The sequence below is a fragment of the Paenibacillus sp. Cedars genome (assembly GCF_003184205.1).
Lineage (GTDB): Bacteria > Bacillota > Bacilli > Paenibacillales > Paenibacillaceae > Paenibacillus_AQ > Paenibacillus_AQ glucanolyticus.
On the sequence record NZ_CP020866.1, the window covers coordinates 1,988,845 to 2,007,199 of the forward strand.

Sequence of the window (18,355 nt, forward strand, 5' to 3'; positions counted from 1 at the left end):
ACAAATGAAAGCATTATTGGAAGTGCGACGGGTATCGAAGAAATATGGCAATGGGAGCACAGCTTTGTCCGACGTCAGCTTCAGCATTCAAGAAGGCGAATTTGTTTCCATCATCGGACCATCGGGAGCGGGGAAATCCACTCTCCTTCGATGCATCAATCGGATGATAGAGGTAAGCAGCGGAGAAGTTGTGTTCCAGAATGTGAACGTTACAAAGTTGGGTAAAAAGCAGTTGAAGCAAGTCAGAAGAACGATCGGCATGATCTTTCAGCATTATAATTTGGTAAACAGACTCAGCGTTATCGAGAATGTGCTGCACGGCAGGCTTGGCTATAAGTCGACACTGGCCGGTATGCTGGGTTTGTACAACGAAGAGGAAAAGAAGAAAGCTGTAGAAATATTGGCCATGCTCGGATTGCAGGACCAAATCTACAAGAGAGCCGATCAGCTAAGCGGCGGTCAGAAGCAGCGCGTAGGTATTGCCCGGGCACTGGTGCAAGAGCCTAAGCTCTTGCTTTGCGATGAACCAATTGCTTCTTTGGACCCGAACGCGTCCAAAACCATTATGGATTATCTTAAAACAATATCGACTACACTGGGGATTACCGTACTCGTGAATCTTCACCAGGTGGATGTTGCATTAAAATATTCCGATCGAATCATCGGGGTAAACAAGGGAAGAATCATCTATGACGGAGTGCCGAGAGAAATGACTTCAGATATGATCCACAATATCTACGGCTCCGAAACGGGAGATCTTCTGTTTGACCTCGGAGGTGAAAATGCTGGGTAACTTTTTTCTAAGAAAAAGGATGAATTTTCTTGCATACTTCGGACTCTTGATTATTATTGCTTTCGTGGCTGGCGTCATTACAGAATATGATCCGGTTAAGGGTTTCACCTCTATTCCGAAGGCGATTGTCTGGGGCTTTACGAATTTCTACCCGAATGTAGAATCATTCGAGAAGCTCCCTGACATTTTGCAGAAAATAAGGGAGACGCTGCTCGTATCCGTCGCCGCAACTGTGACAGGAGGAGCTTTTGCTTTCCTGTTCGCTATCTTCGGCGCTCACACGACCCGATTCAATGTGTTTCTCGGAGTGATTAGCAGAGGGATTGCAATCGTTTTCCGTAACATTGATTTTTCAGCGTGGGCAATGATTCTGCTTTTCTCTTTCGGACAGAATGTGATGACTGGATATTTCGCGTTGTTTTTCGGATCATTTGGCTTTTTGACCCGGGCCTTTATGGAAACCATTGATGAAGTAAGCGGCGGTCCAGTTGAGGCCCTTAAAGCTACTGGTGCAGGATATTTCTCAATCGTATTTAAATCGGTCGTTCCATCTACCATGCCTCAGATGATTGGTTGGGTGTTGTTTGCGATTGAAACCAACATACGTCAGGCTACGCTTGTAGGCATCCTCACCGGAACGGGCATAGGCTTCGCATTTGATTTGTACTACAAAAGTTTGAATTACCATGCGGCCAGTCTCGTCGTAGTTGTCATTGTCATCGCGATACTTTTGATAGAATGGTTATCAAATTACGTCAGGAGGGTGATCCTGTAATGATTACCCGATCCGAAACGAAAATCAAGGTGAAATCATTCAACAAGGCAACGCTGGTTATCCGAATGACGCTGCTTGTATTGGTGTTGGTGACCCTACTGGGCTTTTTTACTTTTGATTATAAAGGAATACATGTGTTTGATGGCATTGTCTTGACAGGGCAGACGTTTCTAACGATGTTTTTGGAGCCGCATTTTAGTCACTTTACTTTTGTTGAATTAATTTCCAAGCTATTCATAACGATTGGGCTGGCCATCCTGACAACAATGTTAGGAGCCGCGATTTCACTTTTTCTGGCCCTGGTTGCCGCCCGGAATTTGGCGTCAAAAACAACTTCTAATATCATTAGAGGTATTATTGCCGTCATCCGAGCGGTTCCGACGGTGCTATGGGTATTGATTTTTGCCGTAGCCGCCGGACTCGGGAGCGTAGCAGCAGTTATCGGTATGAGCTTCCATTCTATCGGATATTTGGTCAAAGCTTACTCCGAATCGTTCGAGGAGATGGATGACGGAGTGATCGAAGCATTGAAGGCGAGCGGAGCCACTTGGTGGCAGATCGTATTTCAGGCAGTGCTCCCTTCATCGATGACTTACCTGCTTTCTTGGACGTTTTTAAGATTTGAAATTAATTTTACCGTAGCGGTTGCGATGGGTGCTGCAGCGGGTGCAGGCGGAATCGGATATGATATGTTTATGGCGAGCGTATTCTATTACGATCTGAGAGAAGTCGGTATTATTACTTATTTTATGCTGTTATTTGCAATATTATTGGAAGTATTCGCAACCCGTTTGAAGCGCAAGCTTCGGCTTAATGCGTAAAATTGATCAAAAGGAATCCAGAGAGACAAGCCCTAATACCGTAAGACCCTGACTGGCTTCATGCCCTTCAGGGTTTCTTTTTTTTGAATGAGTGAAAAAAACTTCTTATTACCGAGGTCATCACAACATTGTTGTTTTATGCCATTTTGACTTAAGTGACTAAGTTTAATGTTGCGGTTTCAACTCCTGGCGCCTTCTCTTTTAACACTCCTTTTATGCTTCTAATACAAAACCTGCTTCTTTTACCGGCAATTAATAAATGTAATCACTTTAGTTAATCCCGCGGAAACGGTCAATTTCTATACTTTAAGAGGGTTAAAAACAACGTAAATATATGATAAACCCACATTAATTCACAGGGAGTGCGAAAAAACATGAAATATTGGTTGAAGAAAGAGTTAGCATTGGGTCTTGTTCTAAGCTTATTTGTTTTGATGCTGGCTGCTTGTGGAGGTTCAGACAGCAAAGAAGCAACTACAAGCGGAGATACGAGCGCTAATCCTGCTGCGGAAGAAATTTCAGTAGCCGATCTGGAAGCCAAGGCGAAGGAAGAAGGCTCTGTTGTAAGCGTCGGCATGCCGGATTCTTGGGCGAACTGGAAGGATACATGGGAGGATCTGAAGAGCAAATATTCTCTTACACACACAGATACGGACATGTCGAGTGCAGAGGAAATCGCGAAATTTGAGGCGGAGAAGGACAAGCCTACTGCCGACATCGGTGACGTAGGTATTGCCTTCGGACCGGTTGCGGTTGATAAGGGGGTTACGCAGGCCTATAAAACCTCCTATTGGGATGAAATTCCGGACTGGGCTAAGGATAATGAAGGCCACTGGATCGTTGGCTACCAGGGCTCTATCTCGATCTTTACGAACACACAGCTTGTTCAATCGGCACCGCAAAGCTGGGAGGATCTCAAGAACGGCGACTATAAAATTATTGTTGGCGATGTAACGAAGGCAGCACAAGCGCAAATGGCCGTATTGGCGGCAGCAATGGCTTATGGCGGCGATGAATCGAACATCGAGCCGGGAATAGCTTACTTCGAAGAGCTTGCGAAGAAGGGTCGTCTGTCCAATGCAGAAGCTTCACTGGCCAACATTGAGAAGGGCGAGGTTCAAGTCACGCTGTTATGGGACTTTAACGCTCTCAACTATAGGGATCAATTGGGTGCGGATAAATTCAGCGTAGCTATTCCTAAAGAGGGCAGTGTTGTCAGCGGTTATGCAACGATTATCAACAAATATGCTCCCCACCCGAATGCCGCCAAGCTTGCCCGTGAACATATTTTGAGCGACGAAGGCCAGATTAACCTGGCTAAAGGTTATGCGAGACCGATCCGTGACAGCGTACAGCTTCCTGAAGAGGTAGCCGCCAAGCTTTTGCCTGCGGAAGCTTATACCAACGTGAAGCCGGTTAACGATTACAAGGTATGGGAAGAAACCGCGAAGACTCTTCCGCAGCTTTGGCAGGAACGCGTGCTTGTTCATATGAACTAATGAGCAGGCCTAAAGGTGGAGCGTCTTCGTCTTCAGACGAACGACGCCCCTTTTTATAAGAAGGAGAGTGAGGGCATGAGTCGTAGGAATCGATGGTTTTTACTGGGGCTAGTCCCTTTTGTAGTGATGATCGTCCTGTTTCAGTTAGCTCCAATCCTGTCGATGGTGACGGGAAGCATTAGTCAAGGGAACGGTTCGGGCTTTACGCTTGATTATTATTCGAGGATTATCCATAGCGAATTTTATTTGAAAGCGATTAAGAACAGTTTGCTGATTTCCATTTTTTCTAGCGTGATTGGCATTGCAGCCGGACTGATTTGCGCTTATTCGATTACGCGATTCTCGCCAAAGATGCGGGATCGGTTGTTGATGCTGTCTAATATGACATCGAATTTTGCTGGTGTTCCGCTTGCGTTCGCTTATATTATTCTGCTTGGCAGCAATGGGGTGTTTACGTTGCTCTTTAAGCAGTGGGGCTGGAGCGTGTTCGCCGATTTCAATTTATATAGCTGGACAGGACTTGTTCTGGTTTATGTGTACTTTCAGATACCTCTTGCTTTATTGCTGCTGTACCCTTCCTTTTACGGGATCCGGGAACAGTGGAAGGAAGCGGCTTCCCTGTTAGGCGCAAGCAAATGGCAGTTTTGGAGAACGATCGGGCTGCCTATTTTGACGCCTGCTGTTTTCGGTACGTTGGGAATTTTGTTCGCTAACGGGATGGGGGCATACGCAACAGCCTATGCCTTGGTTGGAGGCAATTACAATTTACTTGCAGTTCGGATAGGATCATTGGTCGCGGGGGATGTGGTCAATGAGCCGCAGCTCGGCAATGCACTCGCGGTTATACTGGCTTTATCGACGCTGCTGGCAGTGTATCTTAATCATAAAATGACACAGCGTTCAAAGATGCTTCAATCCGGATTTACAACAAAGAACACCAGGAGCCTGCGGATATTTCCCAAGCTTAAGTCCTCGGCAGTGAAGGAGGAACTGTAATGGAAACCCATAGAAAGAAGGCAAGCTGGGGCCATCGATCACTAATGCTCCTCTTGATGGTTTATTTGCTGCTTCCCTTGCTTGCTACGTTGATTTATGCGTTCGCGAAGGAATGGCAGGCAACGATCCTGCCGGAGAGCTGGACGCTGTCCTGGTTCAAGGAGATGCTTCAGGATGTTAGGTTTATGGAAGCCCTATGGACCTCGCTATATCTCTGCATCATTAGTGTGGCGCTGAGCCTCGCCGTTATGCTGCCAGCCGTGTTTATTATTACCGTTTATCTGCCCAAGCTGGAGTCGTTCATGAAGGGAGTTGTTGTCCTACCTTATGCCGTGCCCGGCGTCGTTGCAGCGGTAGGGTTGATTCGGGCCTATTCCTCGGGGCCGATCCCTATTGCAGGCACAGCGTATATTTTGATCGGTGCGTATTTCATTATTATTTTGCCTTACATGTATCAAGGGATTCGTAACAGTCTATTAACTGTGTCTGCGGTTGAACTGGTTAACTCGGCTGAGATGCTAGGCGCCAGTCGATTGAAAGCTTTCATAACCGTAATTATGCCCAATATTTGGCCAGGGATCGTTACTTCTACATTGTTATCGTTCTCCGTATTATTTGGTGAATTCGTTCTAACGAACATGTTGGTTGGCGGGCATATTCAGACCATCCAGGTTTATCTGTATCAAAGGGTCAACGAAAACGGGCATTTGGCCAGTGCCATTGCGATTTCCTACTTTTTGTTTATTCTGGTGCTGTCTATGATCCTAATGAAGCTGGGCAAAAAAGTGAACAAGGGGATATCAGGATGAAACCATATTTGAGGCTTGAAAGCATCCGCAAACAATTCGGGGATACTCCGGTGCTTAATAATGTGAATTTGGATATTCGTGAGGGAGAACTCGTTACGCTGCTCGGTCCATCCGGCTGTGGAAAAAGTACGCTGCTGCGCTGCATTGCCGGCCTGACGGACCTCGATGGCGGACATATTTTCCTTGATAGTAAGGACATCGTGAACCTGCCGCCCCGGAGCCGTGAGATCGGCATGGTATTCCAATCCTATGCTCTGTTTCCGAATTTGTCGGTCAGCGAAAATATAGAGTACGGGATGAAAATGAGAGGAGCTTCCAAGGAAGCCAGACGAAAAAGATCTGCTGAATTGTTGGAGCTTATTGATCTTGGAGAAAAACGGGATGCTTATCCCCAGCAGCTGTCGGGAGGTCAACAGCAGCGCGTCGCGCTTGCCCGTTCACTTGCAGTTAAGCCTAAGGTTCTCCTGTTGGATGAGCCCCTTAGTGCTCTGGATGCGAAAATCCGAAAAAACCTGCGGTCGGAAATTCGTGAGATTCAGAAGAAATTCAATATAACAACGATCTTCGTGACTCATGATCAGGAGGAGGCGTTAACTTTATCCGATCGGGTATGCCTGATGAATAAGGGAAGCATCGTTCAACAGGGTACTCCGGAAGAACTGTATACAACTCCACGCACAGAGTTTGTCGCGCAGTTCATGGGAAGCTATAACGTGTTGACTCGTCCCGAGGTACTGCAATTATTCGGTAAGGCGAATGGTGATGGGGATAGCTTCGCCATTCGGCCTGAGGCGTTACTATTGGTGGGTGCGGACACATTGAGTGAAGCATCGCGTGAAGATAAGCAAATCGTTGAGGGTACTGTCCATTCGATATCCATTCTGGGCAATATTATTCGTTATACCATTGATGCCGCCGGCGTAAGGTTAATCGTAGATGCGCTTAATGATGGCCGATCCTTGAGAATTCGAGAGCAGAGCCTTGTGAATCTTGCCTTGGATCGTTCTCAACTGTTGCAGCTAGAGAAGGAAGGAGTATAAAATAATTGTCCATTTCATCTGAACAACGTAAGAGAGTGATTATCGAGCAATTGAAGCAGCAGGGTCAGGTAAAGGTTCCTGATTTGTCGGCCTATTTTACGGTTTCAGAGGAGACGGTTCGGCGTGACCTTGTGCTGCTGGAAAAGGAAGGCTTAGCCAAGCGGGTATACGGGGGAGCGGTTTTGACGAAAATGACCAGCTTCGAGCCTCCCTATTTACAACGCCAAATGGTGAATGCGGAAGAGAAGGAGCGGATTGGTCGCATGGCTGCGGAATTAATTGAATCCGGTGATACCATTGCGGTCGACGTAGGGACGACGACGCTTGAGCTGGCTAAGGCGATACATGGACGAGAGCGTCTGACGATTCTGACCAATTCGCTTGCCGTCGCTTATCATTTAATGGAATCTTTGAACAGCGGGAGATTCTCAGGGAAGATTTTTGTAGTCGGAGGTGAATTGAATCCGGAGCAGCAATCCATGTCCGGTACGCTTGGAGAGCACGTCCTCTCCCAATTCCGTGTAGATAAGGCGTTTATCTCTGTTGGAGGCATGTCCTTGGAACGGGGCATCAGCGACTATGATCCGAACGAGACCGGGATGTCGCGCAGGATGATAGATGCAGCTTCCCAGACCATCGTATTGGCCGACGGCTCCAAGCTGGATAAAGAAGGATTCATCGAAATTGTGCCGATGCACAGGGTTCATACCATTGTTAGCGATACTGCTCCGCCTAAGGAATGGTTGCAAGGGCTTAGAAGCCACCGTATCCATTGGATTGAAGCCACGAAAAGAGGGGATTAAGGATGTTGCAAGGAGAAGCCAAGCTTATCGTAGTTGTACTGGATGGATTAAGATACGATGCCGCCCGCAAGTATTTGGGATATATGGAGCATCTTGTTGAGCAGGGCGAGGCGAACTGCTACCGGGTACAATCCCAGCTGCCGAGTCTCTCGCGTCCGCTGTACGAAGTGCTGCTGACCGGCACGCACGTGGCGAGAAACGGGATCACGGCGAACCATATTGCGAGGTTGAGTCATGAACAGAGTGTGTTCCATCTCGCACGCGAGGCCGGACTAAGGACTGCTGCGGCCGCGTATCATTGGGTAAGCGAGCTTTATAACAGCGCTCCATTTAACCCTGTCGCAGACCGCCATCAGCATGATGTCAGCAGGCTGATCCAGTATGGGCTGTTCTATTTCGAGGATTACTATCCTGACAGCCATCTGTTTATAGATGCCGAGCATTTGAGATCGACGTACGATCCGCATTTTTTATATATTCATTCTATGAATATCGACGACATGGGCCATAAGCATGGGGGTGAAAGCAAGGAATATGCCGGTTCTGTACGTGTTGTAGACGGCATATTGGCGACCTTGGTTCCTGCGTGGAGATTACAGGGATATCATGTGGTGGTCACGTCCGATCACGGGATGAATGCGATGGGTCATCATGGAGGAACCGAGCCTGAAGAACGGAATGTTCCGCTCTATGTGTTTGGCGAGTTGCCTTCACCTTCCTTGATGCCGGATCAGACAGGGGCAATATCGCAGCTGCATTTGGCACCGTTGATGTGCCATTATTTAGGAATCAAACCTTCGGAAGCGATGCTGGCGTGGGATTAGATCAAGGGGGATATGACTTATGAAGGTAGATATGCATTTTCATCTGGAGGAAGGCCCTTATTCGCTGCGCTGGTTATCCCGTACTTTGCAGGCGCTTGCCTCTTCAGAGCCTGAACGGGAGGCATCATTAGGCCATCATACACTGCAGTATGGGGAGGAAATGGCAAAGCTCCTGTCACGCAGAATACAGCAGGGCTGCTATAGTGAGGAATGGCTGGACCGCTATTTGAATACAGGGCGCAAAAGAGGGATCGGACAGTTTGGCGTGGTAGATCATTTATACCGTTTTCGGGAATGTCGGCCGTATTATGAGAGGCATATGCTGCTGGACGATACCCCTGTCGGGAGAATGCAGCAAGCGTGGCTGGATCAGGTATGCGTGGCTTCGCTTTCCGATTTTGTCCGCTTCGTAACAGAGGCAAAGGCCTCCAGACCGGATCTTGCCCTGGGAATCGAAGCCGATTTTTTTCCAGGTGGAGAACAGGAGCTGAGGGAAATTCTCGCAGGGTCCGAGTGGGATTACGTCATTGGGTCCGTTCATTTTTTGGATGGATGGGGATTTGACAATCCTGAGACCAAGAGCAAATTTGAGGGGAGAGATCCGGTTCAGACCTATAAGCACTATTACGAGCTGTTAAGGCAGGCCTGCGTGTCGGGGCTGTTTCATATTATCGCCCATCCGGACAACCTCAAGGTATTCGGATTCCGGCCAGTTGACGAGAAGGAGTTGCTTCCTTATTACCGAATGCTGGCGAAGGAAATGGTACAGAGCGGGGTCATTACCGAGATCAATACGGGACTTGCTTACCGTTATCCGATCGGGGAGAGCTGCCCGAGTCCGTTATTTCTCTCCGTGCTCGCTGAATATAAGGTTCCGCTTACTTTGTCCTCGGACGCGCATTTTCCGGATGATATCGGGATGCTGTTGGATCAGGCCAAAGCGGATGCTGAACGTATGGGTTATAAGGAGCTTGTGGCATTCAAAGACGGGAAGCGGATGTTGGTGCCGATAAATGGAGTCATATACTAGCAGGGGGGCTGTAAGTTGAACTGCACCCCGTCAAGCAAACTGCATAAATAACTAGTAGGAGATAGAGAGGGGTTCCAGTCGCGGTACCATTCGAATACGCGTTAATGACGCTGCTTTCGGAGGTACCGCCGCTGTTTTACTTCATCCCGACACCAATGTCGTAATTGTTAAAAACATTTAGAAAAGACAATAATCTCTGCGCGGTGTTTCCACTGAATATAACGGAGGCAAATACCGTTAAATTGGCGAGCATATCAATAAATATACTTCCGCCGTCCCCAGCCGCGGTATTATTTATGATTTCAGCGCCGGCAATCGAAACGAGCGAGCCATTGGCGATGATAGCGCCGCCGTCCATGAATGCGATGTTATTAGCAATTATGCCGCCGCCATTGTTGTCCGCCGTATTGTTGCTTATTTCACTGTTTTGAATTGTAACGATGGTGTCAAACGCGTTTGTACCTCCTGCGTCACCGAAAGCCAACACGGTAGAATTAGCGATGATTTTCCCTCCGTTAATGGTAAGGGTGCAACCGAGCCTGGTCCCTCCCGCTATTGTGGTAATACCGCCACCGCTGTTGTTCGCACGGTTGCCTGTTATTTCCCCACCGTTCATCTCGATGTCACAGCCCGCGGCAAACACGCCACCACCACTACCGGCTTGGCAGTTTTCTATGAGCGCGGCGTTCATGATCAGACTGCTTCTACTGATATTGCCCTGAACCAGGAGGCCGCCACCGTTGCCACTGTTCCTGCAATTGGTAATTATGCAGCCGTCAAGCGTTAGGGAACAACCGGAGCCGAAAATAAAAATGCCGCCGCCTGTTCCTCCGCCATCAAGGATGATACCAACACCTATGGTCATCGACACTCCGGTTAAACTGCCGTTTGTTAACGTTGAAAAGTGACGAAAACTTCCTCCATTTGTAATCGCAAGTGTAACACTATTATTGCCGCTGCTATTTATCAGGTTAATTGTGATATTTTGTTGTATCATAACAACGCTGCTGAAATTGATGTCGTTTTATATAAAAAAATTGAATACATCTCCGTCTTGCGCGCTCAGTAATGCCGCTATAATATCATTAAAGTTAAAACATTAACATTTACAATCATTTTTAAATGTCACCCCTTTATAGAAAATTAATGTAGAATGTGAACCGGTCAATTTTGGACTAGACATAACAAAGCATCCTTTTAAATTAACCTAAATAAAATTATATACCAGAGGGGTGCTACCTGTTCACTGGACTATCGCTTGTCGCATTGTCAGTGAAGGAGGGGCAAGCTAACGCAAGTGAAGCGATAGAGACTCATTAGAATGCACGGGGGCCGACAAGGTGAAAAATTGGAAGGCTACAGTAGATTTTCAGCAAGCGGATCTGGATCAGGGTCATGGAAGACTGATCGTCAGGTACGGCTCTTTCTTAGATATCAGAAAGTATAAACTTCGGAGGATCTGCTGCATGATATCACAAGAAAAACTACCGCTAAATGCGGTCTGTCTTCTTTGAGAGTACGTCGATAGACGTTTTTCTTTCATGAGGTCGTCGCTTCGGATCACCGGCAAATCTTTGCGTTTACTTTAGGCTTTGTTCTTCTTGCTAAACAATGAATCAACTGAGAGCAGGCTGCTGCCGCTAAGGGCAAGATGGACAGCCATTGCGAGCAGCGCTATATCCAGTTCATAGCCACCCAGGAAGCCCATGCCCAGCTTGGCCTGAAAAATAGCGACGATTAGTACGACACCCAGAACTAGGGAAGCAATTCTCGTTCCCAAACCGATAATCAGCGCAATGCCACCAACAATTTCGATAATGGCGACAACGGTAGCCATAAATGCAGGGATACCCAAACTTGCGAAGAATCCTTCGATATTTCCGATGCCGCTCTGGAACTTATCCAAACCGTGAGCCAAAAAGATGACCCCCAGTATAACCCGAATAATGAATGTGCCCGTAGAAGAATAACTACGCATGAAATGTAACAACTCCTTATCTTTGTTTTGAAATGTTATCAACTAACTTTTATATAGTTGAAACTCAAGTTGTATCATACTCAATAATGCTATTGAATGTCAAGTAACTAACTAAAAATAATCGGATTTTACAATTTAGTGTCTGGGCCGGTATTCAGTCGGCGACTGTCCGGTCCAGCGGCGGAATTGCCTTGAAAAGTGGCTGGCGGAGCGAAACCCGAGTTTGTCGGCGATCGCGGTCATCGGCAGATGGGTCGTGATAAGCAGCTCTTTGGCCAAGCTGAGCTTTTGACGGCTGATATATTGTCTTGGCGATATTCCATAGACTTGGCGAAACAATTTGCTGCATTGGCTGCGGCTTAAATTAAGCTCTTTGGACACCGCCGCGATAGATATCTCCTCGGTGAGCCCCGAGGATAGTTTCTCTTCAATGGCATGAGCCGCATCGGCTGCAAGCAAGGAAGACGGTTTGTGAGCGCCCGCTGCCGCCGGTAAGGAATGTCGTGGCTTGAGTGTTTCCTGCATCTTCAGGAGAGAGAGCACATCATGAATGATAAGCAGGGTATAGGATTGGAGCAGCAGCCTGTCTTCAAAGGTGAGATTGTATTCGGCTTTCGGGTTCTCCGGATGAAGCGAATGAGCTGGCGGCTGACTGCGCCGAACGATCTCCTCCAGCTCATGGACGTATGCGTTCAGTTTGCTGCGCTCGCTTTCATGCTGGCGAATATGGCGGTAAGGGGCAGCGGATAATGAGCTCCGAATTTCCGTATCATCGAGATCAAAATGAACATTGAAGTATCCATACTGCTTATTGGATAGATTAGAGGTTTGATGGGGTACCCCGGATTTGATCAGAAGCCATTCCCCTTGCCGAAGCGTAATGGATTCCCGGTGAATTTCCTGCAAGACCTCGCCTTCCAGACAGTACAGCAGCTCGAATAGGTGATGATGATGCCTCGGATAACTCCAGCCAGGTGGCTGGATATCAAAATGGCATCCGGTTACCTGAAGCGTGTGAATGATATTGGGAAAGCGGAATGTAATATCCATAGCAGCGTGCTCCTTTTTTAGCATCTTTCACTCTAATATGTATGCCCTCTATTTTATCATATTAAGTTCATGACATCGTGAGAATTTGACACAAAAGGTATAGAGAATGATCCATTTGGAGATTGAGCAGAAAGCGCTTTTGATAGATGATATCAGTGTGTGGTGAAATTGAAATGATATGAATCATGGAGGGAATATAAGATGCAGCCTCAATTGAAAGCGATAAATCAACAGTTCGTGTTAGGGGATGAACCGATTCAGATTCTGTCAGGTGCTGTTCACTATTTTCGTATCGTTCCGGAATATTGGGAAGACCGGTTGATGAAGCTTAAAGCGTGTGGGTTCAACACCGTGGAGACCTATATTCCGTGGAATTTGCATGAGCCCAAGGAAGGGCAATTTACGTTTGATGGCATAGCTGACTTGGAAGGATTTGTCCAAAAAGCCGGTCATCTGGGGCTGCACGTGATCCTGCGGCCAAGTCCTTATATATGTGCAGAATGGGAATTCGGCGGGCTTCCTGCCTGGCTGCTGCAGTATCCGGATATTCATCTGCGATGTATGGACCCCGTCTATTTGGAGAAGGTTGACCACTATTACGATGAACTGATTCCACGAATAGTTCCGCTGCTGACCTCCAAGGGAGGTCCGGTGATTGCGATTCAGATTGAGAATGAGTACGGCAGTTATGGAAATGATACGGCCTATCTGGAATATTTAAAAGACGGCTTGTCCGCGCGTGGCGTGGATGTATTGCTGTTCACTTCAGATGGTCCAACGGATGGCATGCTGCAGGGGGGAACCGTACCGGACGTGCTTGCAACCGTCAATTTCGGATCCAGACCCGGGGAAGCCTTCGCTAAACTGCGAGAGTACCGGACAGAAGATCCTCTTATGTGCATGGAATACTGGAACGGATGGTTTGATCATTGGCTGAAACCGCATCATACACGGAGCTCCGAGGAGGTTGCCCAGGTATTCGAGGAGATGCTTCGCCTGAATGCATCCGTGAATTTTTACATGTTTCATGGCGGAACGAATTTCGGATTCTACAACGGAGCGAATGATCAAGAAAAGTATGAACCGACAGTCACCAGCTATGATTATGATGCTCCTCTCTCGGAATGCGGGGATGCAACCGCTAAATATGAGGCCGTTCGCAGTGCGATTGTTAAGCATCAGGGGCTTGAGATTGCGGATCTGCCCAATCTGCCTCAGCCTTCGGTGAAGAAAAGTTATGGCTCTGTTCGCATGACGCATTCTGCCGACTTACTGGAGCAGTTGCCGGTACTGTCGGAGCAGGTGAAACGCACAACGCCTGTTCCTATGGAGTTGTTGGGTCAAAGTTATGGGTTCATTGTGTATTCAACGGTGGTTTCGGGTCCACGTCAGGGTGAATTCTTGCATCTGCAAGAGGTGCATGACCGGGCTCAGGTATTCTTGAATGGTATTTATCAGGGTACCGTTGAGCGCTGGAATCCTCAAGCCTTGCAGCTCGATATTCCGGCAGCCGGGGCGAAGCTGGAGATTGTTGTCGAGAATATGGGGCGGGTTAACTATGGTCCGAAACTGAAGGACTATAAGGGCATCACGGAGGGAGTTCGAATGAACAACCAGTTCCTGTTCGACTGGAGCATCTATCCGCTGCCGTTAGAGAATCCGAATACGGCATCGCTCCAAGCGCTGGAAGGTGCATTGGATCAGCAGGATCGGCCTACCTTCTATACCGGCGAATTCACAGTGGATGAAATCGGCGATACGTTCATCCGTCTGGATGGATGGGGAAAAGGCGTAGTATGGATCAATGGCTTCAATCTGGGACGCTATTGGAAGGAAGGGCCGCAGGCAACACTTTATGTGCCTGGACCGCTGCTGAAGCAGGGTCGCAATGCAATCACGGTATTTGAACTGCATCATTCCGGCGATGCGAGCGTCCATCTTGTTGATAAGCCCGATCTGGGCTGAGAAAAGGAAAAGGGAGCCGCCCGAATCGATTTTCGGGCTGGCTCCCTTTTGTCTTCTAAAGCTGCGTAATTAGATCAATTGCTTGCGAACCCTTAAATAGCGATACAAGACGATACCGAACAGTGAGCACAGCACCGCGCATAATCCGATGAAGCCATAGCCGGCTTGGAGTCCTCTCAGCAGACCCAGCTCCGTTTCGCTGCCATACATCTGTTTGAACCCGTTCGTAATGGCACCGATTGCGTAATTGCCAATGACGCTGCCAATCCCCATCATGGTGACGATAAACGTGATGGCGGTATCGCTTTCTCTTGGATATCTTTTGGCAATCAAAGCCATAACTGTCGGATAAATCGGAGCGATTCCGATACCGGCTGCCGCGAAGAGGAAGGCGTAGGATTCCCCACCAAAGATCGCGATAAAGGTACATACTCCGGTCAGAGCAGACAGAATGATAATCGATAGAGTGAAACCAATCCGGTCCGTGATCGGGCCCAGCAGCAGACGCGCAGCCGAGAAACAGAGAAAGAACGCGGATAACATTGAAGCCGCTGCGGTTGGCTCCCAATTGTACGATTTTTCAAGAAAGTTGACGAGCCACCCCCCGACGGCCATCTCCGAGACAACACCGAAGGAAAGGATCATGACAACAAGCCACAGGGCAGGATCTCTGACCAATTGTTTCAGTGGAACGCGTTCCGTCTCGGACAGGTCATCCCCGGGAAATTTGCTCATCAATGCCGGGATCATCGGCAGTACGGATAACATAAGCATAGCCAGGTACATTCCCCGCCAGTCCAGCGTGTGATTCCATACGGTTACGGTCATTAAGCCGGATGCAATCATCGGTGCCACCGTTGAACTAATCCCGTAGAAGAAATGGGACAGGTTCATCATCGTACCGGTATTTCGCACAAAAATCCGGGCTGCCAAGATCGCAAGTCCAATCTCGAGCATGCCGTTTCCTATGTACATTAAGAAGTAGGATGCGGTAAACATCGGGTAGCTGTGTGACAGAAAAATAAACACGCCGGAAATCGCCATTGATCCAAAGGCAGCCATGCTGACCCATTTGATCCCGATCTTGCGGGTTAACAGGGCAGTGAAGGAGCAAGCGATCAAATATCCGAGTGCATTCAGCGACAGCAATGTGCCGATCTGCATTTCGTCCAGACGAAAATCGAATTGAATTCTGGGTATGGCGGGTCCTTTAATATTTTCCGATATCCCGAAAATGATAAAGCCGAGAAATATGGTTGCCAAATGGAGGGTGTAATCCTTGCTGAATTTCGGTTTTGCTTTCGTTTGAAGGTCAGTATTCACGGTTATTCCCCAATCATCATCGTTGAATTTTACACTGCACGAGTATCAGATATCATCATATCCAGAGCAAGCCGCTGTAAGCCGGCTATATAGTCTTGTTCCCAGTCGCGAAGTTGCATCTCAGGCAAATGCGGTTCCGGTACGTAAGTGGAAGCCCGTTCTTTAATCGAGATCAGGGTGGAGGGGAGGAGATCACCGCTCTATAAGGTCGCCGTTCCAGTTGAAAAGGGTATATACGCTCTGCTCCTTCTCGTAATAAACAGCGAGACCCAGCATGTAATCCGGATTAAAAGCATAACGATTCGCACGCCTGCCGCCACTCGATTCATCCAGTCCAAGCAGGGTGACTTCCCCCTTCTTGCTTCATCTGTTCCAGCACTTTGCCAACCGTCGGGAAACTGATGCCGAGTTTGTCGCTAAGCTCTGCCTTGGTTCCACTGCCCAGTTCCAGCAGCGAGGAGCGCAGTGCGCGCCGAACAGTGTGTCTCATGGATTGCGGCGTCGACAAAGCTTTTTCTCGCGTAATGATCACGCCTCTCCTGACTTTTTAAACTGATTTAATAAATTTCTGCTGAAGATTATTGCATATCTGTTAAAGGGGCGCAAGAACAATCTTGATTCAGGGAGCCTGGACGATTAGCGAAGCAGCATGATGATCCCTCCCAGTATCGGCATGAGAATCATGGAGAATCGCAGCAGCGTTCTGGGTGCCTTGCTTGTATACTTTGCTCCGATGTACGATCCGATCATCGTACCTGCAACCACTTGCAGCAACAGCTGCCAATCTATGTACCCTGCTTGAAAATAACCGATGCCCCCGAAGAGCGCAATCGGCATAATAACCATCATGGTTGTACCTACAGCCAGCGTTATTGGCATATTGAACAGAACCATAAGCGCAAGCTGGATGAACGGAGTTGAACCGATACCGAACACACCCGACATGCCTCCAGTTATCAAACCGGAGATCAGTGCCATCATCCAAAATCTCGAGGAGCGAATGGAGGTCAGCATGGGCTTCGGCGTAAACTGCATGCGCGTCCGCAGCATAATCAGCAGGCCGGATAGAAACAGCATGATGGCTGTACATAAGACAAGCCGGTCCTCCGGAATCAGGCGAGCGGCAAAGCTGCCTGCATAAGCACCCATGGCGCCGAACAATCCGACGGCAAGTCCTGTTGATAGTATCGCATTTTTCTCTCTTAGATGGCTGACAGAACCCGATATCATGGTGAATACCATGGCGGCAATGGATGTGCCCAGCGCCGTATGTACAGGAATATGAAATACAGTGACCAGAAGTGCAATGATGAATCCGGATCCACCAGCACCTACAAATCCGAGAAGACCTCCCAGGAATAACATCGTGATGAAAATACTCATATGTGTCTCTTCTTTCGTTGTAAGTTTAATATCAATTTTCCTATTATACATCAAATTGTGAATGATTCGAGGTGTTTGATGAGGCTCGTCTGAGCGGCAGAGGGATTGTCCTGAAGGAAACCGCTAGACCATGGACGAATTGTCGTGAAGCAGTTGACAACCGTGCAGCTCCATGAGAAAATGTACGCGCGTACATAAATTGCGGGAGGCATGATTATTATTGCTAGTCGTAAAGAGGTAGCACAGCTTGCGGGCGTGTCGGAAGCCACGGTATCCCGGGTTCTGAACGGAGTCGGACCGATCAAGGAGGAGACCCGGCTGCGTGTGCTGGAAGCTGCGGATCGGCTCGGTTATATCCCGAGTGCGCTTGCCAGAAGTTTTGCCCGCCGCCGGAGCGGCAACCTTGGGGTTGTGATGCCCTATTTGCCGAAAGCCCGCATATTCTCCGCTTATTATTTCTCCGAAATATTAAGCGGTATTGGCAGCAAGGCGCTGGAGAGCAAATATGATCTGTTGATGCTGTTCCGTGAGCCGGGCGGTTCGATGGATTACATGAATCTGTTCCGCACCCAGAAGGTGGATGCCTGCATCATTCTTGGTGCCAGGGATGATGGGGGAGAGCGGCAAGCCATTCAACAGCTGAGCGAGGGAAATCATCCGTATTGCCTGATTAATCAATACTTTGAAGGCGAGGCATTTCATGTCATGGATGCCGATCATGTGGATGGCAGCTATCAAGCCGTTCGCCACTTGACCGAGCAGGGATTTCGGAAGATTGCGTTTCTCAACGGACCGTCCCAGTATTCCAACAGTCGCGACCGGTTGAAGGGGTATGCTCAAGCGCTGAATGAAGCGGGGATCGCGCTGGATGAGTCGCTGCTGTTCGAAGGCAATTTCAGCCGCAAGAGCGGTTATACCGCAGCTGAGCTGATTGCAAGGCAGCTGGACCGAATCGAGGCGGTTTTTGCAGCCAATGATCGAATGGCGATTGGTCTTCAGCAGGGCTTGCGCGCGCTCGGAATTTCTGAAGAACGAATGCCTGCCTTTGTCGGTTACGATGACTCGGAAGCTGCGGAACTCTGTACCCCGCCGCTTACCAGCGTCAGAGTTCCCTTCTACGAACTGGGATGTCTTGCAGCGGAACATGTTCTTCATAGGCTGGACGCCTCCGAGTCCGAGGGTGAGAGCGAGATGAACACGGTACTTCATCGTCAGCTGTCCACCCGTCTTGTCATTCGTGCATCTTCGCTTCATCGAAATTAATGA

General features: G+C 48.4%; 18 protein-coding genes. 12 read left to right on the plus strand and 6 right to left on the minus strand.

All coding sequences use genetic code 11. The features are described 5' to 3' along the window. The first annotated feature begins 4 nt into the window (after positions 1–4). The 10 genes from phnC to B9D94_RS11020 all read left to right on the plus strand — a co-directional run bounded on the left by phnC (position 5) and on the right by B9D94_RS11020 (position 9,390). Entirely contained in the window at positions 5–793 is a 789-nt protein-coding gene (gene phnC, locus B9D94_RS10975) for a phosphonate ABC transporter ATP-binding protein (RefSeq protein WP_006211085.1), read from the plus strand. Continuing rightward, positions 783–1,568: a PhnE/PtxC family ABC transporter permease gene (locus B9D94_RS10980; protein ID WP_076150610.1), complete on the plus strand. Its 786-nt coding sequence runs from the start codon at positions 783–785 to the stop codon at positions 1,566–1,568. Before phnC ends, B9D94_RS10980 begins: the two co-directional genes overlap by 11 nt. After that, positions 1,568–2,389: a PhnE/PtxC family ABC transporter permease gene (locus B9D94_RS10985; RefSeq protein ID WP_228030028.1), complete on the plus strand. Its 822-nt coding sequence runs from the start codon at positions 1,568–1,570 to the stop codon at positions 2,387–2,389. The genes B9D94_RS10980 and B9D94_RS10985 overlap by 1 nt, the downstream gene beginning before the upstream one ends. A gap of 374 nt (positions 2,390–2,763) precedes the next feature. Beyond that, on the plus strand, positions 2,764–3,888 hold the full coding sequence (locus tag B9D94_RS10990) for an ABC transporter substrate-binding protein (RefSeq protein WP_148247004.1): 1,125 nt from the start codon (positions 2,764–2,766) through the stop codon (positions 3,886–3,888). A gap of 75 nt (positions 3,889–3,963) precedes the next feature. Continuing rightward, on the plus strand, positions 3,964–4,884 hold the full coding sequence (locus B9D94_RS10995; RefSeq protein ID WP_148247005.1) for an ABC transporter permease: 921 nt from the start codon (positions 3,964–3,966) through the stop codon (positions 4,882–4,884). Beyond that, positions 4,884–5,693 carry an ABC transporter permease gene (locus tag B9D94_RS11000; protein WP_036642335.1) on the plus strand — a complete coding sequence of 270 codons (810 nt, stop codon included), beginning with the start codon at positions 4,884–4,886 and terminating at the stop codon, positions 5,691–5,693. Before B9D94_RS10995 ends, B9D94_RS11000 begins: the two co-directional genes overlap by 1 nt. Continuing rightward, complete coding sequence (locus B9D94_RS11005) at positions 5,690–6,733, plus strand: ABC transporter ATP-binding protein (RefSeq protein WP_148247006.1); 1,044 nt, start codon at positions 5,690–5,692, stop codon at positions 6,731–6,733. The genes B9D94_RS11000 and B9D94_RS11005 overlap by 4 nt, the downstream gene beginning before the upstream one ends. A 5-nt stretch (positions 6,734–6,738) precedes the next feature. Continuing rightward, positions 6,739–7,536, plus strand: coding sequence for a DeoR/GlpR family DNA-binding transcription regulator (locus B9D94_RS11010; RefSeq protein ID WP_006211078.1), 798 nt, complete (start codon positions 6,739–6,741; stop codon positions 7,534–7,536). Between the two features lie 2 nt (positions 7,537–7,538). Further along, a complete protein-coding gene (locus tag B9D94_RS11015) occupies positions 7,539–8,360 on the plus strand; it encodes an alkaline phosphatase family protein (protein WP_006211077.1) in 822 nt (273 codons plus the stop codon). Between the two features lie 19 nt (positions 8,361–8,379). Next, complete coding sequence (locus B9D94_RS11020) at positions 8,380–9,390, plus strand: PHP domain-containing protein (RefSeq protein WP_148247007.1); 1,011 nt, start codon at positions 8,380–8,382, stop codon at positions 9,388–9,390. A gap of 136 nt (positions 9,391–9,526) precedes the next feature. Here the strand turns inward: B9D94_RS11020 and B9D94_RS11025 are convergent, their stop codons facing one another. From B9D94_RS11025 to B9D94_RS11035, 3 genes are all read right to left on the minus strand, one after another. Further along, complete coding sequence (locus B9D94_RS11025) at positions 9,527–10,387, minus strand: hypothetical protein (protein WP_148247008.1); 861 nt, start codon at positions 10,385–10,387, stop codon at positions 9,527–9,529. Positions 10,388–10,975: 588 nt separating this feature from the next. Continuing rightward, the gene (locus tag B9D94_RS11030) at positions 10,976–11,368 is read right to left on the minus strand and encodes a DoxX family protein (protein WP_036642350.1); all 393 of its coding nucleotides are present in this window, start codon (positions 11,366–11,368) and stop codon (positions 10,976–10,978) included. 135 nt (positions 11,369–11,503) lie between these two features. Continuing rightward, positions 11,504–12,418 carry an AraC family transcriptional regulator gene (locus B9D94_RS11035; protein WP_036642353.1) on the minus strand — a complete coding sequence of 305 codons (915 nt, stop codon included), beginning with the start codon at positions 12,416–12,418 and terminating at the stop codon, positions 11,504–11,506. Between the two features lie 201 nt (positions 12,419–12,619). On the opposite strand from B9D94_RS11035, the gene B9D94_RS11040 reads away from it, so the two are divergent. Beyond that, complete coding sequence (locus B9D94_RS11040; protein WP_148247009.1) at positions 12,620–14,383, plus strand: glycoside hydrolase family 35 protein; 1,764 nt, start codon at positions 12,620–12,622, stop codon at positions 14,381–14,383. Positions 14,384–14,452: 69 nt separating this feature from the next. On the opposite strand, the gene B9D94_RS11045 is transcribed toward B9D94_RS11040, so the two are convergent. The 3 genes from B9D94_RS11045 to B9D94_RS11055 all read right to left on the minus strand — a co-directional run bounded on the left by B9D94_RS11045 (position 14,453) and on the right by B9D94_RS11055 (position 17,089). Beyond that, on the minus strand, positions 14,453–15,706 hold the full coding sequence (locus B9D94_RS11045; RefSeq protein WP_148247010.1) for an MFS transporter: 1,254 nt from the start codon (positions 15,704–15,706) through the stop codon (positions 14,453–14,455). 325 nt (positions 15,707–16,031) lie between these two features. After that, positions 16,032–16,238 carry a hypothetical protein gene (locus B9D94_RS31425; protein WP_253806130.1) on the minus strand — a complete coding sequence of 69 codons (207 nt, stop codon included), beginning with the start codon at positions 16,236–16,238 and terminating at the stop codon, positions 16,032–16,034. Positions 16,239–16,342: 104 nt separating this feature from the next. Continuing rightward, on the minus strand, positions 16,343–17,089 hold the full coding sequence (locus B9D94_RS11055; protein WP_006211070.1) for a sulfite exporter TauE/SafE family protein: 747 nt from the start codon (positions 17,087–17,089) through the stop codon (positions 16,343–16,345). A gap of 210 nt (positions 17,090–17,299) precedes the next feature. Here B9D94_RS11055 and B9D94_RS11060 point away from each other — a divergent pair, with 210 nt between their 5' ends. Beyond that, positions 17,300–18,352: a LacI family DNA-binding transcriptional regulator gene (locus B9D94_RS11060; RefSeq protein ID WP_172963935.1), complete on the plus strand. Its 1,053-nt coding sequence runs from the start codon at positions 17,300–17,302 to the stop codon at positions 18,350–18,352. The last annotated feature ends 3 nt before the right edge of the window (positions 18,353–18,355 follow it).

Excerpts from the sequence above, each read along its gene's own strand:
- B9D94_RS11030 (WP_036642350.1), bottom strand. The coding sequence starts at position 11,368 with ATGCGTAGTTATTCTTCTACGGGCACATTCATTATTCGGGTTATACTG.
- B9D94_RS10985 (WP_228030028.1), top strand. The coding sequence starts at position 1,568 with ATGATTACCCGATCCGAAACGAAAATCAAGGTGAAATCATTCAACAAG.
- B9D94_RS11000 (WP_036642335.1), top strand. The coding sequence starts at position 4,884 with ATGGAAACCCATAGAAAGAAGGCAAGCTGGGGCCATCGATCACTAATG.
- B9D94_RS11040 (WP_148247009.1), top strand. The coding sequence starts at position 12,620 with ATGCAGCCTCAATTGAAAGCGATAAATCAACAGTTCGTGTTAGGGGAT.
- B9D94_RS10980 (WP_076150610.1), top strand. The coding sequence starts at position 783 with ATGCTGGGTAACTTTTTTCTAAGAAAAAGGATGAATTTTCTTGCATAC.
- phnC (WP_006211085.1), top strand. The coding sequence starts at position 5 with ATGAAAGCATTATTGGAAGTGCGACGGGTATCGAAGAAATATGGCAAT.
- B9D94_RS11020 (WP_148247007.1), top strand. The coding sequence starts at position 8,380 with ATGAAGGTAGATATGCATTTTCATCTGGAGGAAGGCCCTTATTCGCTG.
- B9D94_RS11060 (WP_172963935.1), top strand. The coding sequence starts at position 17,300 with ATGATTATTATTGCTAGTCGTAAAGAGGTAGCACAGCTTGCGGGCGTG.
- B9D94_RS11025 (WP_148247008.1), bottom strand. The coding sequence starts at position 10,387 with ATGATACAACAAAATATCACAATTAACCTGATAAATAGCAGCGGCAAT.
- B9D94_RS10995 (WP_148247005.1), top strand. The coding sequence starts at position 3,964 with ATGAGTCGTAGGAATCGATGGTTTTTACTGGGGCTAGTCCCTTTTGTA.
- B9D94_RS11015 (WP_006211077.1), top strand. The coding sequence starts at position 7,539 with ATGTTGCAAGGAGAAGCCAAGCTTATCGTAGTTGTACTGGATGGATTA.
- B9D94_RS11055 (WP_006211070.1), bottom strand. The coding sequence starts at position 17,089 with ATGAGTATTTTCATCACGATGTTATTCCTGGGAGGTCTTCTCGGATTT.
- B9D94_RS11005 (WP_148247006.1), top strand. The coding sequence starts at position 5,690 with ATGAAACCATATTTGAGGCTTGAAAGCATCCGCAAACAATTCGGGGAT.
- B9D94_RS10990 (WP_148247004.1), top strand. The coding sequence starts at position 2,764 with ATGAAATATTGGTTGAAGAAAGAGTTAGCATTGGGTCTTGTTCTAAGC.
- B9D94_RS11035 (WP_036642353.1), bottom strand. The coding sequence starts at position 12,418 with ATGGATATTACATTCCGCTTTCCCAATATCATTCACACGCTTCAGGTA.